This window comes from Streptomyces sp. 11x1 (assembly GCF_032598905.1).
In the GTDB taxonomy this organism is placed as follows: domain Bacteria; phylum Actinomycetota; class Actinomycetes; order Streptomycetales; family Streptomycetaceae; genus Streptomyces.
Genome location: NZ_CP122458.1, coordinates 7,651,627 through 7,669,016 on the forward strand (window position 1 = coordinate 7,651,627; position 17,390 = coordinate 7,669,016).

Consider the following 17,390-nt stretch of genomic DNA (forward strand, 5'->3'; position numbering starts at 1 on the left):
GCTTGATGACTCCGATGGGCCGGCTCCGCTCTCTCATTCGACTCCCGCGGCGCGATTCAGCGGGCGCAGGCGGTGCAGCAGGGCGAGGGCGGGCTGTGCGTGCAACGGGCCCAGGGCCTCCGCCTCCCGGAACAGCTCGTCCCAGCGCTCGCGGATGAGCCGGGTGACCTCGTGATGGTGACCGTCGGTGTCTGCGCTGCTGTCCGGGGTCGTGGCGAGTTCCTCCATGAGCGCGACGACCTCGCGGGCGTTGTCGACGATGCCGCCGGCCCGATCCGCGTAGCGCATCAGGTTGTAGTTGGTCCACTGGATCGCGGGGTGGTGGCCATCGGCGACGATCTCGTCGAGGTACAGGAGGATGTCCGGGCCGGGCGGTAGGGCCGACCCGAGTTCCGCGTACGCGTCGGCGGTGCCCGGGCCTGGGGCTCCGGCAACTGCCTGGATGCGGGTCATCAGCCCGTCCGCGGCGAACAGCTGATCGTGCAGGTAGTAGCCGCCGCGGAAGGCGAAGGTCTGCCGGGCGGGGCGGAAGTCCTCGACGCGCTGCGCCAGTACGTGCCGGGCCTGGGCGACCTGCTCGGCGCGCCGGGTGCGTTCGGCTTCCGAGGCCAGCTGTCGCAGCGGCAGTGCCCGTCCGGTGGCCTCGTGGTAGGCGACGGCTCTTTCGCCGAGTTCGCGCCAGACGGCGGGCAGGGGGACCTCAGTGGCATTCGCCGACAGCTCCGCGTAGACGTCCGCGCCCGCCGGGCCGCCCCACAGCAGGAGTTCGGCGATGGCCCCGGCCAGGCCCACGGCCCGCTCCTCGCGCCGAGCGGGGAGGCCGAGCGCCGCGTAGTAGAGCGAATCTCCCGTCGGGCCGTATTCGACCGGCACGGCGACGGTGCTCAGCTCGGGCGACACCGGGCCCGTGCCCGCCGTCAGCGGCGCGAGCAGGTGGGCTTCCACGAAGGCGTGGCGGCGCCAGGCGTCCTCGACCAGCCAGTTCGCCCAGCGCTGCCATTGCGGTTCTTCCTGGGACCGGGAGAGGAGCGTCCTGACGGCCTGTCCGCGCAGTTCGACCCATGACTCCGGGGCCTGCAGGAGTTCCTCCAGGTCCGCCCAGGCGCGGTCCTCCGCCGCTTGGGCCGGTGCTGTCGGCGCGTCCTCGGCCGGTGCGCCGTACCAGTCGGCAATGCCGAGTTCATGGGTGTGGCGGGCAGCGAAGTCCGCGCTGAGGATCTGCAGGCCGACGTGTCCGCTGAGCATGTCGGCGTCCGTCCGGTGGGATCGGCGGACGAGCGGTGAGCAGCTGCCGACGACGACCGCCCGGTCGCACACCACCGACCGTGTAGTCGCCCTGCCGTGGCGCAGTGTCCTTGTGCGGCGGACGGCGGCGGTGAGTTGCTCGAAGGCTTCGGAGGTGGCGGGGCCGGCCGGTACCGGGTGGAAGAGGTGCACGGTCGCGCCGTCGTCGAGCTGTGCCTGCAGGTGGCGTCCGAGGGCATCGCCGCAGGCTTCGTGCTCGGCGTCGTCGTCCGTGACGGCGATTCGGCGGGCGTCGGAGTGGAGCGCCTGGTGGATCAAGGACTGGTATTCGGCGTCCTCGGCCATCAGGACCACTGGAACTCCGGTGTGGAGGCCCTCGATCGCATTGGTTAGCCGCGTGGCGGTGTCTCGCCAGTCCGCGGCCCAGCGGATCCGGGCGGCTGCGCTGTCCCGGGTGGCTTCCTCGGGAAGCTCGGGCAGGCCGCGGGCGACCGGCGCGGGGGCCGGCTCGGTGCCGGTGTTCCGGCCGAGGTCTTCCGGCCGGAACGCGATCCGGCGGCCGGTCTGCCAGTGCGGGAAGAACCGGCGTGCCCAGATGAGCAGGTCCACGACGCACCGTGCGGGTTCGGCGGCGCCCTCGGCGCGTTGGACGAGCACGCAGCCGCCGGGGTCGCCGGTCAGCAGGCTGCGGGAGCCGATGCAGGCCTGTTCGTCGTCTTGGACCATCAGGCTGGCTCGGATGCGGGCACTGCGGTCGCCGAAGATCATCTGGTCGCCGTACCGGATCTTGAGGTCGTGGAGCGCGTTGGCCACCTTGTCGGGGAGGGCTGCGTTCACCGCGGTGCCCCACAGGAGCACGACGGTGACTCCCCGTTCGAGGGCGTCCTCGAGGTCCGGCAGGATCTCCTTGAGTTGCCCGTACTCGATGGTCGGGGCGGCGATGACGATCTGGTGGTGGGCCGATCGGATGAGGTCGGACCTGGTCCAACGGACTCCTTCGCCGACCGAGACCGGTTCGGCCGCAGCCCGGAACCCGGCCAGATAGTCGATGCGTTCGCCGAGTCTGCGGGCGGCAGTCTGGAGTTCCTCGTGGGCCAGCTTCAGCTTGGTCGCCGATGTGGCCGCTGCTGCGTCCGCGAGCCGGGTGAGTCGGCTGCCGAGGTAGGCGAGGTCGGTACGGGCCGGACGACTAGGCTCGGCCTTGCCCCGGAGCCTGTCGATGAAGGGGTGGGGCGGGTCCTGTTCGGCAAGGACCGCGATCTCGTTCCGAAACCGGTCCCTGGCCTGCTGGTTCCATTCGGAGTCGTCGGAGATCTCGACGGAGAGACGCCCTGTGTCGAAGTCGCTGTGCACGGTGCCGCGCACGGACAGCCAGCGCATCGAGCCGTCGGTGCTGAGCAGCGGGTTGCCGAAGGAGACGTCGAGGACGTTCTGGCGGAGGCCGCGGCTGCGGCGGTCGTACCGGATGACCGAGCGCACGGCGCGCAGCAGTTCGCCGCGCGGCAGGTCGTCGGTGCCGATGCCTTGGCGGACCGGGACCTCGATGGCTCCGGCGGGCGGGGACGACAGGGACGAGGCGTAGGTGAACACGCTGCCGGTGATCGGCTCGTAGACGAATTTCCGCTGTTCCTGCTGGACTCCCGCGCTCGCGAGGGCAGAGCCCTGGGCGATCAGGTCCCTCGCGGTGTCGGTGAGTTCGAGTCGGCCCTCGGAGAAGTCCACCGAGACGTAGCCTTTGGTCCACAGACCGTGCACGACGTCGAGCATCACCCGGTGGGGCAGGGTGAACAGGTCGGCAAGGTCGGCGACCGTCCGACGGTCGGCGGCGACGGCCCGGGCGGCCAGTCCCTCCAGGGTGGTTGCGCCGTGCTCGGGACCGAGCACCAGGGTGAGGGTGACGGCGCGGACGGGGACAGCAATGGTGACAATCATCCGAGCGGCTCCTGCACGGCGTCCCTGATCTTTCCGATGCGGCGGAAGACCGTGGTGACGTGCTTCCAGGCCTCGCCGCCGTGCTCCTCGAAGTGGGGCAGGTCGCCGACCACGACGAGCAGTTTGCGGGCCCTGGACAGCAGGACGTTGACGAGTTCGGCCTGCGCCACGTGCCCGACGTTGTGGCGGACGTCCGGGCCCTGCACGGTGGAGCGGACTAGTGAGACGATCACCAGGTCCGCCTCCTGTCCCTGGAACGAGTGAACCGTGTGCACGCGATTCCGCAGGTTTCCGAACTGCCCTAGGACGCGCACCTGTTGGCTGTACGGGGTAAGCACGGCAAGGTCCAGGGAGTCGCTGTCGGCGGTGTCGGCGAGCTGCTCCACGAGCTCGGTGACCAGCTTCGCCTCGCCGTCGTTCCTCCAGTACGGCTTGTCGGTGCAGTCACGGCGGTGCGAGGTGTCGAGCCAGACCAGGGGGCTGCCCGCGATGTACGGAGGTGTGGTCAGCTCGTGGCGCTTGGCGTATCCGGTGAGCGGGGTGACGAGGAAGGTCTCGGGCAGGCCTGTCGGGTCGTACTTCACCTCGCCGTCCTCGCCGCGTTGCTGGTAGAAGGCCCGCGCCACGGGTTCGGCGATGTCGGGGTGCATACGGAACTGCTGCTCGAGCTTGTCCAGGGGCGAGCCGGGTCGATGCTGCTGCTCGTCCTCCTTGAAGAGCGTCCCGAACAGCTCGAGGTGGGCGAGGTAGCTCTCGGCCATCTCGACGTGGCGGGCGACCTGTACATTGCCGCTCTTCCGTAGCGTCTCGAGGAAGTTGCGCACGTCGGTGGCCCGGTGCGGGCCGAGCTGGCGGTGGTCGCCGATGAGCGTCCACCGCACGCCGAGCACCAGCGGCATGATGATCTCGGTGGGCCAGGCCTTGGCCGCCTCCTCGATGAGCACCCAGTCGAAGATGTCGGAGGCGTCTCGGATCTCCTCGCTGAGCGTGCCGGCGATCGAGCAGGTCGCGAGGACGATGTTGGCACCGGCCTTGATCCTGTCGGAGACCTCCAGCAGGTTGTTGTCGACCAGGTCTGCCCACTCCTGGGCGAGCCTTAGCTCCGCCCGGCCGATGCCCGCCCCGCCCGGGCCGAGGGCCGCCATTCGCTGGGCGGCTTGGCGGATGTCGTCCCTGAGACTCTCGGAGAGTCGCGTCAGCGTGTACGGCTGGAGGGCCGGCGGCAGGCTGTCCAATCCCCGCGAGTCCGGGATTTCCCGTAGCAGCAGTACTCGCCGTTCGTCGAGTTCGGTCCGCAGCTGTTCGGTGAGCCGCAGCCCGAGGTGGTCGAGCGCACCGTTCGACTGCGCGCTCACCAGGACCCGTGCCCCGGGCTCGGCCCGCAGGTAGCGCTGGACGGCGCGGGTCGCGACGGTCGTCTTGCCGGTGCCGGGCGGGCCCTGGAGGGCGAAGAAGGGGTGGGTCTCCAGCATCCTTCCGATGATCTTCCGGGCCTTGTCCGTCAGTTGCGGGCGCTCGTCGGAATCATCCGGGTGCCACTGGCCCCGGTTGATGGTGATCGACGAGGGCGAGTGCAGGGCGCGCATCAGCCCCGGTTTCTGCCGCATCGCCTCCACGCCGCGCGCCATCCGGCTGAACTGGATCGCCGTGCCCCGGTCCTGCGCGGGCCGCAGCCAGCCGACGGGCGGAAGCCGCCGCGCGTCGGAGGCACGCACCTCCACGGTGTCTGCGTCCTTGCGGCCGACCAGGGTGACGTGCACCCGGTCGCGGCCGAAGTACGGGGTGCCCTCCCCGGCCACCACGTCGAGGGCGACCTCGCCGTGCTTCTCCGCTTGCTCGGCCAGGAGGGAGGCCGCGAAGTCGCCGAGTGCCGGGCGCCGCCGGGGATCGGCCGCGAAGGCGGTCAGCAAGGGGTTGCTGTGCCGGTACTCGGGGTCGCGGTCACGATCGATCTGCAGGATGTGGGTGCTGCCGCTGCTGCCCTCCGCGACTCTGGTGTACGGGTACTGCCGGGCCCGTTGCATGACGCCCTGGTAGTCGAGCATGAACTCCATGGACCTCAGCAACTGCTGGTTCCTGGGGTCGTGAGCGGCCCGGCCGGCCTTCACGGCCTCAGTCAGCGGCATCCAGTCGGGGCGGCCCTCGAAGTGGGCGCTGAGATCCTGCCGGGCGCGGTACGCGACGAGATCTATCCTGCCGATCCGGCGTCGCGGCCGGGCCGCCAGGATCTCCTGGGCGAATCGTCGGTCGACCAGGTACTTGATGACCAGTGTGCGGGTGTGCCGGGTCTGGATCTGCCCGGAGAGCGTCTCGTCGTAGAGGAACGCGCAGAACCAGACGGCCTGTTCGCCGATCAGCGCCCACTCGGCCTGTTGCAGGCGCTCCTCGCGCCCGGAGACGAAGCCCTTCGCGCCGCCCGGGGACCACACCAGTTCGGCCTGTCGCAACTCCCACTTGAGGAATTCCCGGAGCTCGTCGCGTCCGGTGGGTTCCTCGGGGCTGTGGGCGATCCACTGGCGCTGTCGGTACACGGTGTCAACGGACTCGGCCGGCATGAATGCGACCAGGTACGGCTGCCGTTCGGGGTCGATGTCCTCCCATAGACCGCAGATCGACCCCCAGTGCTCCTCCAACGAGCGGGCCACTTCGAACGAGGAGCGCCTCGCGCCGGGCTCCGGGTCGAGCATCCCGAGTAGGACCCGGACCAGTTCCCGGGGGATGCCCCGGCCGGACTGGGTCTGCAGATGCTGGCGCATCTTCGTGTGCAGGGTCTCCAGGACACCGAGCAACTCGCCCGGACCGGCGGTGGAGACCGCCGTGTACGACTCCGGAAGTGTTTCGGCGAGCGACCCGCAGAACAGTTCCCAGCCAAAGACGCCGAGGCCGAAGACGTCCGTGCTGCTCCAGTCGCGTCGGGGCTCGGGCACCTCATCGAAGAGCGACGGCCATGTCTCAGGCGCGAGGTAGGCCAGGTGATGGGCGCGTTCGATGCCGGCGGGCTGCTCCAGGTAGAGCGCGTTCATTAGGGTGCGGTACTCGTCGTTCCTCGACGGCGCGTACAGGGTCCTGACCAGGTTGCCGAGCAGCGCGCTCATCTCGAACCGTCCGAGGGCGAAGGCGTACCGGCCATCGCCGTTCTGGCGGATGGTGATTGCGCCGGGAGTCAGGTTCCGGTGCAGGATCCGGGCTCCGTGCAACTGGCTGAGCGCGTCGACGAGGAGGCTGTACTGCTCGAAGGCGAGGCTGCGGTTGTCCCTGACCCATTGCGGGAAGTCGTCCCGGACCCAGGCTTCGCTCAGCCGGGTGCCGATCTGGCGCGTCATGGTGAAGGCGACGCCGAGTCCGGCGTCGAGTCCCCCGTCGACGATCTCCGGCAGCGCGGGGTGTCCGATCGCTTGGAGGCGCAGGAGGTTGCGGACCTCGTGCTCCCAGAGCTCGCCTGCCACGCCGAAGATGTTGCCGAACAGGAAGGCGTCGAAGAGGTCGGACTCGTCCCCGGGGCGCTGGAGCGTGGCCCACAGCATGCGGTCGCCGATCGGTTCGGGCGTCTTGACGCACTCGTACGGGCCGTAGGGCGCGTCCTTCCCCACGAACAGCTTGTCAATGATCTCCTGAGGGCTCGCGCCGTCGAATGCCACCATCCGGAAACTGACTCCCCTCATGCCTGCCGCTCGTTCGGCGCCGTCTCCAGCACCACCACTCCGTCCTCGACCGCCACGGCGGTCCGCCCGCGGTCGAGTGCCGCCCGGTCCCGTACGGGTGCCCCCAGGTTGTCCGGCAGGCCGACGTCCCATGGGGGCAGCGGCGCGGGCCTGGCGCCGTCGGTCCGACGCTCGGCTCCGTCGGCGGCGGCGAAGGTCCGTTCCGTGCCGTCGTCCCAGCGGACCGTGATCAGTTCTTCGCCGTCGGCGGCGAGCATGCGGGTGACGCGTTGCCCGCCCGCGGTTCCGACGGGAAGGCCGGCCGCCTCGTGGGGCGTCGGGTCCCAGACCCGGATCCGGGTGTCCAGCGAGCTGGCCGTGACCGGGAGGGCGGTGGCCTCCGCGAGGCCGGGTGGTCCGGCGACGGTGGCGAGTCGGGCCCCGCCGACGGGTCCGTCGGCACGGATCTCGGTGATGCTGCTGCGGGTGGTGAGGTCCCACAGCCGGAGGACGCCGTCCCTGGTCGCGGTCAGCAGCCGCGGGGTGTCGCCGGGGCCAGCGATACCGGCGAGGGTGACCAGGTCGGCCGCTCCGGTGGCCATGGGAGCGTCGTCGTGCACCAAGCGGTCGTCCCCGTCGACGGTCCAGAAGGTCACTTGGCGCGCGCCGTTCGCCGTGTCGGCGCCGGCCAGACGTGCCGGCCGCCCGGCACCGGGCAGCAGGGTGAGCGAAACCTGCGAGTCGGCCGTGGGTACCTTCGCCACCCGTCTCGGCTTCTCCCCCGTGACGTCCCAGAGGACGAGGTGGGTGTCGGTGCTGGTGACCACGCGCCGCGCGTCGACCGCGACGACGGTGTGCGGGTTGCCGTAGGGCTGGGCAGGGTGGGGGCGCGGCGCCTGCTCGTCGAGGTCGACCACGGCGACGTAGCGCTGCGGCCCGACCAGCGTCAACCGCCCGCTCCCACCCGGCGCGACGGCCATGCCCGTCACGAAGGTCGGCGTGTCGAACTCGGCGACCTTCTGCGGTCCGGCGGAGACATCCCACACGCGAACGGTCTGATTGCCGTGGGCGACGGCCACCAGCGGCCCTCGGCCGTTGTCGGTCGGGGGGAGGGCGGCCAGCGCCGTCAGTCCCGCGCGGGGCGGACCTGGTACGACCGCGATTGGAGCGTGGCTGAACCACGGATCCCAGACCATGACCGAGCCGTCCTCCGCCCCACTGACGAACCTGGGGCTGCCTTCGTTCCAGGAGGCCAGGGCGCGGACCGGCCGAGTGTGCCCGCCGAGGGTCAGGTGCGGGGCGTGGCGACGCAGCAGCCCCCAGCTCACCCACCACGACGCCCCGGGACCTGCCTGGGGCAGCCGACCGGTGGTACGCAGCGCACCCAGCTGGCGCAGTCCCGGTCGGTCGGCGGGCCGGGCGGCGCGGATCAGCGGGGCCGCGGTCAGGCTGCCCAGCACTTCCGGGGGGAGGTTCTCGGCGAGGCCTCCCGCAGGAAGCGTCAGGCGGGCCGCGAGGACGTCCCGGCCGAGATCGGGTAGCGCCGTCTCGTCCAGGGCGCGCGTGGACGCCGCCAGTTCGCGCCAGCCTGCGAGTCCCGCGGCGGCGGCGTGGCCGGAGAGATGGCGTGCGAGGTAGCCGTTGGCCGGGCTGTCGGACAACTCGGCGCCGTGCTCGACGAGTTCGGTCAGGGCGCGGACGACGGCGACCCTGCGGCCGGCCCCGGACTGTGCCCTGAGCGCATCGGCGAACGTGCGGTGGACGAGCCGGTGCACGGTCTGCCGTTCGTCACCGTCGAGCAGGACGTAGGCGGCGGCGCGGTCGAGCAGGCGGGTGATGTCGGTGTCGGCGGGGGCGGCGCCGTCCGGGGCGAATGCCCCGGCGATGGTGGCCCACACCTGGTCCGCGCGTGGCACGCCGCGGCCGCGGGTGTGGGCGAGGGCCGCGAGTAGGTGTTCCGCGGCGGGGAATTCGTCGGTGATGCGCGCGAGCGCACTGTCCAGGAGTCCGCGCCCGTCCTGGGTCAGCAGCCGATCGAGGTCCGGGCGAAGGCTGGGGGTGAGCAGCTCGGGTCGGTGCTCGATCTCCTGGACGACGAGCGCCGTCTGAAGGAACTGCCAGGACCCGTCCGCGACGCGTTCCGCCGCGGTCTCCGCGACGGACGCCACGGCCTCCGGATTCCCGAGCTCCTGCAGGCTCGCCGCGACATAGCTGCGGGCCGCTGCCGGATCTCCTGCCAGTCGGTGCGCCCGCGCCTGCCCGGTTCCCTCGCCGAGTGCGTCGAGCAGCGTCCGCCCCGGTGCTGCTCCCGGTGCTGACGGTGCTGCGTCGGGGCGGGTGCCGACGATCAGCCGGACGCCGGGCAGCTGGGCCAGCTCGCGCAGCAGGTCGGCGACGAGCAGCGGCTCGTCCGCTTCATCGAGGGCGTCGGCGAGGACGTGCACCGGTCCGCGCTTGCGCAGTGCGGCTTCGAGTGCGATGAGGCGGCTCTCGGCGGAGAGCCCGGACACGAGGGTGTCCGGGGTGCTGAACACGGTGGCGAGCCGTTCGATCACCTCGTGGGGATCGGCTCCGGCGAGGTGCAGGACCGCGTCGAACGGCGGCAGTCCGAGTCCTTGCTGGAGCCTTTCGCCGAAACCCGCTGTCTCCAGTTCCTTGCCGATCTCCAGATGCGCGTGCATCAGCAGGTTGCCGAGGAACGCTGACTTGCCGACGCCGGGGTCGCCGGTGACGGCGAGGATGTCCGGTGCTGCGGTGTCGGCGAGCCACGCGGCGACTGCTTCCCGGTCGGCGGTGCGGCCGGTGAATCCCCAGGACAGCTCGGCGGACCCACTGCACACTCCCTTGTGCAGGAAATGGGCGAGCGCGCTGTCGTCCGATGCGTCGAGCAGGCGGTGGAGGCGCTGGTAGTCCTCGACCGTGGCAGTGACCGGCAGCGGCCGCACGGGGCGCCGGCGCAGCGGCAGGCAGCGGCCGATACCGATCGGCTTGACGATCAGCCCCTGGCTGCCGTCGAGCCGGGCGGCGAGGTCCGCCGGTCGGATATCGGCGTCGTGGTCGGTGTAGCCGGCCAGGACGCGATCGAGTTCGGTGTACAGGGTCCCGAGGTGTCCCGGGCCGTGGTTCTCTCCGGACCCGATCAGCAGGGCGCCGAAGTCCCTGCCCGTGGTCCGTTGCAGCCAGCGGAGCTCACCCTCCACCTGGTCCATGAAGCCGGCGGCGCCGCAGGCCTCCACCATGACCAGCGCCCAGTGCCGGCCCTCCCGGGACAGATACTCGTCGTCGAGGTGCCGGGCCAGGCTCTGCGGGACGAATCCGGCGTCCCGCTCGCTGTCCGCCCGAGCCGGAACGAGCAGTTCGGCCCGCTGCCCGAGCGATCTGCCGTGGCCGATCCAGAGCAGCGCCGAGGTCCTGGCGCCGCCCCCTGCGGCCCAGTCGGCTAGCAGGTCATCGATGGCGGTCAGGTCGGTCGGCACCGTCCGTTCCCACGGGCGGGCGACCGCGCCCACCTGACCCAGCAGCTCTGTGATGCGGGCAGCCTCCGCGGTGGCGGCGACGTCCTTCACCAGTCTGCCGTTGAAGGTGTCGACGGGGATGGCGAAGATCGACATCTCCGCCACGTGGTCCTCGCCGTACCCGCTGCCGAGCATCGTGCCGACTGCGGCGGTGTACGCGTCGCCGTCGTCGGCGCCGGGTTGTGTACCGGGCATGGGTCAGGCGTCCGCCGCCGCGGCCATGACGAAGTGCGAGACGGGTTCGGTGCCTCCGGAGACCTCAATGCGGTAGAGGCCGGGCTGCGTCAGGGCGCATGCGGCGGAGAGGGTGTCCGCGTTCTCGCAGTCGCGGCGGAGCTCGGCGCGGACGGTGGCGCGGGATCCCGTCACCTCTTCCACCGTGCAGTTCACGGCAGCGGGGTTCGAGGTGCCTGCCAGCCGGATGGTAAACGCCTCGCCGAGCCTGACAGCCTCGGGCGCATCGAGGCCGAACTTGCCGTCGCCGAGGATGTCGCCGAGCTCTTCCACTCCGCGGATGCGACTGAGCGCGGACACCGCCATGTTGCGCACCAGATTGCCGGACATCAGCGTTCCGTGCTTGCGCGCAACGGGGATCTCGCGGGCCTCGCCGTGCTGTGCGGCGGCGGTGCAGACGGTGCCGTCGCCGCCCAGGACCTGGCGCATCGGGCTACCGTCCGGATGCTGCAACGGCATTCCGTCCTTCCGCCTCGGCAGTTCCTCGGAAGCGACGGCTTCTCCGGAATCGCTGTGCATGCTGGCGGGCGTGGGCTGCCGGACACCGACCACCAGACTGTGGTCACGAAGCTGAACGCCTGCCAGCTGCTGTTGCCAGGACAGCGTGTCGGCCGCCAAGTCCGGGTCGCCGCCGATCGCCACGATGTCCGCAGCCGCCAGACGCCTGGTCTCGTCGCCGTCCCACAGACACCGGTAGCCGGGCAGGAGGTCGTACAGCCCCGGCATGGTCCGGCCGATCCCGCGCAGTTCCTCGCGGGGAAGCCACGGGGCGCCGTTCCGGCCGGTGCTGAGGACGACCGCTGCCTTCACGGAGCCGGCGAAGGGAGTGCCCGCAGTGAGCACGCCGGCCACCTCGTCCGCCGCCCCCGGCGTCGCGAACACCTCACGGACCAGCAGCCCGCCCATCGAGTGTGCGACGAAGAGGAGTTGCCCGGGCCGGTCTTCTCCTGCGCTCACCATGTGCCTGCCGTGCTCGGGATGGGCACGCCATGCCGCGAGGTGACGGTTCGCGAACTCGGCAAGCATGGCCCCGTTGTGACGGATCGACAGCCGCCAGTCATAGGCGAAGGTCGCCACCGCATGGGGATGGACAGCATTGGCCCGGAGATCCCCGACGAGCTTGCTGTATGGCTCGATCCCGCCAAGGTTAGGGAACCACTCGTGGACGGAGAGCAGTCCCCCCGGCCTGATCCGCCCAGTGCGCCCGGCACGTTCGTCGTCGGTCAGGGCCAACGACCTGAACCGGTCGAGCTGCATCCGGGCCGTGTACCGGAAGAGGTGGGGCGCACCCCAGACCACCTTGCCAGTCGCCGTATCGACCAGCTCGCTGCCCATGATGCCAGGGACGACGACCACCGCGTCGTGCAACAGTCGCTTCTGTCCTGCCGCTGCCACTGCACGTCCCCCGGAGCTCGGTTGTCGGTCGGCCCATTATCCTGACGATCCATCGGAAACGCCAAAGACTACCCGAAACGCCCGCGCGATCTGCGGCGGCTTTATACCGGCCATGAACATCTCAGCGGCCTGGAACCGCATCCGCTCCCGCTGGGCCCGCTCCACCGCGGTTAGGTCCCCATCGGAATACCTCATGGCACCGGGCTGCACCCACCCATACCGGCCACGTCACCCCGAAGCGAAAACCTCAGAAGCGCTGGATCTCGTCGTGCTGGGCGGCCAAGCGTTCGGTGCGCGCCTGCTTGGCGAGCCGCTCGGCGAAACCCGCGCGGCGGTCGGCCGCCCGGTCGGACAGGTCACGGGCGGCGCTGTGCCCGCACGAGAAGTCGATGTGTCATATGGGTTTCACGGCCATGGGAGCTTTTCCTTTCGGGTGCGTGTTGGGTGTCAGCGGGTGCGGGAGAACGCCACGCGCGGGTCCACCGGGCGGAAAGCCGGGACGGAGGCGGCGGGCGTGGGGACCGGCGCCTTACCCAGCAGGCCGGCGCGGGCGGGACTGGCGGCGAGCGCGGCGGCGTTGATGGGGAACCTGTGAGTGGTGAAGCCCTGGACGTGCTGATGGTGCGCCGCCGTCGTGGGCGCGGGTGAGTGGCGTGCGGCAATGTCCTGGGCGAGGAGGGGCTGCACGGCCACCTGGAGGTCGGCCCGGTGCATCGCCAGCGTGGCGGTGGCGACCTTGCCGAGCGCCTCGCTGCGGTGCGTGGTGATGGGCAGCGTGTAGATGTCCAGGCCTGGGATGTGTCGCCAGCCGTGCTCTTCCAGGATGAGCGGGCCGCCGAGAGCGGAGGAACCGTCGGCGGTGGCGGCGACCACGCCGAGCTGCGGGTGCTCGGCGAACGCGACGTCCGGCTCGACGCGCGGGGGCCGGTCGGGGGCGGGCGTTGGCCCGGAGGTCAGCGAGGGGTCGAACGCGGCGTCCACGTCGACCCGGTAGCCGGCCTTGCGCAGTAGCGCGACGGCCCGGGTGGTGCGGCCCTGCCCATCATTCTGCTGGTCGGCCAGCGCGTACAGGTTGGGGTGGTCGGGAACGGGGTGGAAGTCGAATCCCTTCAACATCCAGGTGCTTGCCGCCAGTTGCTTGGGGTTGGCGGCGACGATGCCGAAGTCGGGGTGGCGGCCGACCGCGATGTCGGGAAGCGGGTCGTGCTCGGGGGTGGGCATGGCGGATCCATCCGATGGGCGCAGGGGGAGTGGGGCGGTCGAGGGCGGGGACGGTTCTGCTGGTGCGGGACATGGCGGGCTCCAAGCTGGGCGGCGGTCAGCGACCAGGCGCGGACGAGGGCCGGGCAGGAGGCAAGGAGGGAGGTGCGGCTGAAGCTGACGGCAGCGCGGCTGGGGTCGTGCGCCGTGCGGTCGGCGAGACCGCGAGAGCGGCGGCGACCCGGGACGCCGCCGGTTCCTCCGGGGCGACCTGGTTCACCGGGGCCTGGAGCATGCCGGGGTGGTCGGTGTGCCGGTCGGCCAGCACGCCGCGCATGGACCGAATGTCCAACGCGTAGGCGTCGAGCTTCTGGGCGATGTAGCGCAGCCGGTTCGCGTAGTGGGGATCGGAGGGTTCGCCCAGGTCTTCCCACCAGTCGGCCGTAGTGTTGAGGGACTCCACGACGCGTTGCAGAACGCCGTCGTCGGGAGCGGTCAGCTCGCTCAGCGCGGCGACGACTTCGCCCGTGTGCGCCGCCGACTGGATGGACTGGGTCAGGTGGCCGAGCCGGTCGCCGAGGCTGGGCCCCTGATGGTCAGGGGGCGGCAGGCTGGGGTCGAGCAGGCTGGGATCGCACGAGACGTCGAAGCCTTCGGCCTGGAGCATGTCGACGGCTTGGGTCACCATCTGTCGCTGCTCGACCGGGTCGGTCATGGCGGAGGGCAGCCGGTGGAAGCGCTCGCGGAACAGCACGACGGGGACGAAGCCCGCACGGTGGAGCACCGCGTCGGCGCCGCTCTCGTGGGCGGGTCGCCGTGGTTCCGGTCGGGGCGGCAGGCCGAGCTGGTCCAGGCGGGTGCCGATGGCGTCGAGCAGGTGGGGGATGCTGCCGCTGTGTCGGGCGTGGGGACCGTCGGGCTCCGAGTCGTAGATCACTTCGTGGAGAGTGGAGTCGTCGGGATGCCCGCGGGTCACCAACCAGCTCTCCGGGTATCCGGGTGGGTGGTCGGTGGGTGGTTCCTGGGGCGGAGAGATGATCAGGGCGCTGCCGTCGGGAAGTTCGGCGTGGACGATGTGGTCGCTGAGGCCGTACTCGACGGTGCAGGACAGTCCGCGCTGCCGAAGGGGCGTGGTCAGGTGGCTGTACGGGTGGTCATGCTCCGGCGTGCCAGCGGTGGCTTCCTGGATGAAGGGTTCGCTGGTGCGCGCCGTGATGCGTGTGCCCTCCCGCTGGAGGGTGACCAGGGTCTGATCGGGGCGCATGTGGGCTTCTCCGTAGCCGGCCGTCCCCAGCGGTCGACGGCGGCGGGAAGCCGCAGCCGGGGGGACTGTGAGGGTGGTGGCGTTCGTCGAGGATCCGGCGATCGGACGGTTTGGCCTCGCCGGACGTCGGTGCTAGAGGCTTCAGCGCGAGCGCCGCGCGACAGGGGGGTCGGACGCCGCCGAGGCGGGCGGCGAAGCGGCGGAGGTACCGTGCTGGCCGGTAGCGGATCGGGCCAGGGCCGCCTGGACACGCCAGGTGTGCGCGGACTGGTCATCGCCGATCCGGTCGGTCAGGTGATCGGCAGCCCTGGCCAACGCCGCTCCGCTGAAGCTGAGTTCGTCGGCGTAGTGCCAGCCTTCGGAGTTGCGGATCTCGCGGGCTCGTTCCTCGTAGAGCTCCCGCGACCCGGGCATCGACCCCTCCATGAGTGCGATGACCTGATCCCACTCGTGGCGGATCTCGCCTGCTCGCTCCAGTACGGAGTCGATCCCCCGCAGGCGCAGCAGGTCGGCGCTGATCGGGCCGTCCATGTAGTCGGCCGGTTGCGCGGCGGCCCGGACACCGGCGAGGACTTCGGGGCCGTGGGTCAGGAAGGTCTCGACGTGCTCCCAGGCGGCGGCGTCCCGGGCCACCTTGCCGTCGGCGTAGCCGGTCTCGTCGACGGGCCAGCCGTCCTCGTCGCAGTACGAGTCGGAGACCGCGTCCCACTGGTCCGAAGCCTGCCTGATGCCGTAGGCGGCGCAGGCCAGGGCCTGGACACGCGCCCGCCATGCCGCCTGTTCGTCGGCATGTTGCGGCTGGTGATCAGGGGTGGCGGAGGAGTCGGGAGAGGTAGGCATGGTCGTTACTCGTTTCTGTACGGGTTCCTCACCGCGAACGCGGCAGCGAGCGCGTGACGGATGGTGGGACCGGAGCCGGAGCGTCGTTTCGCTGGCCGGGGGAAGTTCCCCGGGCTGACGCCGCTGGCGAGAGACGGGCTGCTGCTGCCGCTCGGTGCGCCCGGGACCGGATTTCGTGGTCGACGTTCTCCGCGACGAGATGCAGTTCCTCGCCGAGGTCGGTCAACCGGGAGGCGATGGCGTCCAACTCGGACGCGCTGCTTCGGGCACCGTGGACGCGACACCACTCGGAGGCGGTTTCGAGCATCTGGTGCAGGCGGGCCACCGCGCCGAAGTCCTCCGTGACGGCCTCGCGGAACAGGTCGGTGAACTCCTCGGTCCGGGCTGCGGCGAGGCGGTCGTTCCCGTCAGTTGCCGGTGAGCCGCCGTCCGGACTCGTGGCCGGGGCGGTCGTTGGGTGGTGCTGGAGCGGGGCGGCGTCCTCGACCGCACCGAACCGGAGACCGGGGACGAGCCCGGACCGGGAACCCGAGACCCCATGGGGGCTCACTGCCGCGCCTCCCTGCCCGGTCCAGGAACGGAAGATCCGTCAGTTGCGGTGAACTCGCGGGGGTCTGCATGCATCCGGGCGTCCGTGTCGAACAGTTCGCGCTCGGCCGGATGCAGGATGTGCTGCGTGATGAAGCTCCGACCTGCGACTTTCCACAGGCCACGGCCCTTGGTCAGGGCGGACACGGCCTGGGTTTCGATACCAGTCAGGCCGAGTAGCGACGCGGCGGCGGCGAGCTGGTCGGGTTCCTGGCGGTAGATGATGCGGGTGCTGCAGTCGGCGAGGAGGCCCTCGGCCAGTACCCGGCCGCGTGAGCCGGCGTCGCCCGCGCTCAGCAGGTCGCTGAGGCGGTGGATGACCATCAGGTTGGCGATGCCGAGCCCGCGGCTGAGCTTCCACTGGCTCTGCATGCGCTCCAGCAGGCCGACGTGCCGCATCACGCGCCATGCCTCGTCGTAGATCACCCAGCGTCGGCCGCCGTCCGGGTCGGCGAGCGCGGACTCCATCCAGGCGCTCGCGCAGGTCATCGCGAGGACCAGCGCGGTGTCGTCGCCCGAGCCGCCGAGGCGGGAGAGGTCGATGGACAGCATCGGGGTGGTCGGGTCGAAGGCCACGGTGGAGGGAGCGTCGAACATGCCGCTCAGGTCGCCGTGGACGAGACGGCGCAGGGCATGCGCGAGGTCCTGCGCGGCGGGCCCCATGCGCCCGGTCTGGTCGCCGAGAGCCCGGTCAAGGTGCTCGGGTGAGCCGAGGGTGTGCGCGATCTCGCCGAGCAGGGGCACGGTGCCGCCTGCCTCGGCTTCCGTGACGACCAGGTCCAGCGCGAGGTCGAGAGCCGTGTGTTCCATCGGCTGGAGATCGCGCTTCAGCACGGTGCGCGCGAGGCCGGCCAGGAGAAGGAGACGGCGCTTGCGGACCTCGGTCGACCAGTCGTCCTCGCTCACCGAGGCGGGCCGGGCCGGGGCATCCAGGGGGTTCAGCCTGCCCGGAAGCCCCGGGCCCAAGGCGATGCTGTAGCCGCCGAGAGCCTGCGCGACGGCCGTCCACTCACCCTTGGGATCGCAGGGCACGTAGACCCGGTAACCGTGGGCGATCGCCCGGGTGGCGATGGACTTGGCCAGCGCGGACTTGCCCATGCCGATGATCCCGGCCAGGACCGCGTTGGGATTGGTGAAGCCCTCGATCCGGCCGCTGCTGTACAGCGAGAACGGGTCGTAGCAGAACGCGGCCTCCGCGTGGACGTCGCGGCCGATGAAGATGCCCTCCGCGCCCAGTCCGCCCTCGGCGAGGAAGGGATACGCCCCGGACACGGTGGCGGTGGTCATCCGGTGGGCGGGCAGGCTGAGCTTGCCGCCGCGTGCCGAGGAGGAGCCGGGGCGTCCGGACGGCGGGTAGGTCGGCCGCAGCTCCGGGTCGAAGGTCTCCTCGCCGCGGCGCTTGGGCGGGGCTCCGGCGAGGCGGGCCTGGCGCCGGGCCTCGGCGAAACCGGCGCGGGCGGCGCGCTGCTCGGCCCGCGACGCCTTGCGGGGGACGAACAAGGGGGAGGCGCTGGCGCGGGTACGGGGCATGAACGA

Annotated in this window: 9 protein-coding genes; all 9 read right to left on the reverse strand. The window is 71.1% G+C overall.

Annotation, left to right across the window (positions count from 1 at the left end; all coding sequences use genetic code 11):
• Positions 1 to 33 precede the first annotated feature (33 nt).
• On the reverse strand, positions 34 to 3,177 hold the full coding sequence (locus P8T65_RS33660) for a TrmB family transcriptional regulator sugar-binding domain-containing protein (RefSeq protein WP_316728961.1): 3,144 nt from the start codon (positions 3,175 to 3,177) through the stop codon (positions 34 to 36).
• Positions 3,174 to 6,818 carry an AAA domain-containing protein gene (locus tag P8T65_RS33665; RefSeq protein ID WP_316728962.1) on the reverse strand — a complete coding sequence of 1,215 codons (3,645 nt, stop codon included), beginning with the start codon at positions 6,816 to 6,818 and terminating at the stop codon, positions 3,174 to 3,176. Before P8T65_RS33665 ends, P8T65_RS33660 begins: the two co-directional genes overlap by 4 nt.
• Positions 6,819 to 6,835: 17 nt before the next feature.
• On the reverse strand, positions 6,836 to 10,528 hold the full coding sequence (locus tag P8T65_RS33670; RefSeq protein WP_316728963.1) for an AAA family ATPase: 3,693 nt from the start codon (positions 10,526 to 10,528) through the stop codon (positions 6,836 to 6,838).
• Positions 10,529 to 10,531: 3 nt separating this feature from the next.
• The gene (locus tag P8T65_RS33675; RefSeq protein WP_316728964.1) at positions 10,532 to 11,935 is read right to left on the reverse strand and encodes a lipase/acyltransferase domain-containing protein; all 1,404 of its coding nucleotides are present in this window, start codon (positions 11,933 to 11,935) and stop codon (positions 10,532 to 10,534) included.
• A 474-nt stretch (positions 11,936 to 12,409) separates the two neighbouring features.
• Positions 12,410 to 13,183, reverse strand: coding sequence for a hypothetical protein (locus tag P8T65_RS33680; RefSeq protein ID WP_316728965.1), 774 nt, complete (start codon positions 13,181 to 13,183; stop codon positions 12,410 to 12,412).
• 97 nt (positions 13,184 to 13,280) lie between these two features.
• Positions 13,281 to 14,426, reverse strand: coding sequence for a hypothetical protein (locus P8T65_RS33685; RefSeq protein ID WP_316728966.1), 1,146 nt, complete (start codon positions 14,424 to 14,426; stop codon positions 13,281 to 13,283).
• A gap of 141 nt (positions 14,427 to 14,567) precedes the next feature.
• Positions 14,568 to 15,266: a hypothetical protein gene (locus tag P8T65_RS33690; protein ID WP_316728967.1), complete on the reverse strand. Its 699-nt coding sequence runs from the start codon at positions 15,264 to 15,266 to the stop codon at positions 14,568 to 14,570.
• Positions 15,267 to 15,294: 28 nt separating this feature from the next.
• Complete coding sequence (locus P8T65_RS33695; protein ID WP_316728968.1) at positions 15,295 to 15,816, reverse strand: hypothetical protein; 522 nt, start codon at positions 15,814 to 15,816, stop codon at positions 15,295 to 15,297.
• Positions 15,813 to 17,384 (reverse strand): ATP-binding protein, encoded by a 1,572-nt coding sequence (locus P8T65_RS33700; RefSeq protein WP_316728969.1) that lies wholly within the window; start codon positions 17,382 to 17,384, stop codon positions 15,813 to 15,815. The genes P8T65_RS33695 and P8T65_RS33700 overlap by 4 nt, the downstream gene beginning before the upstream one ends.
• Between the last annotated feature and the right edge of the window lie 6 nt (positions 17,385 to 17,390).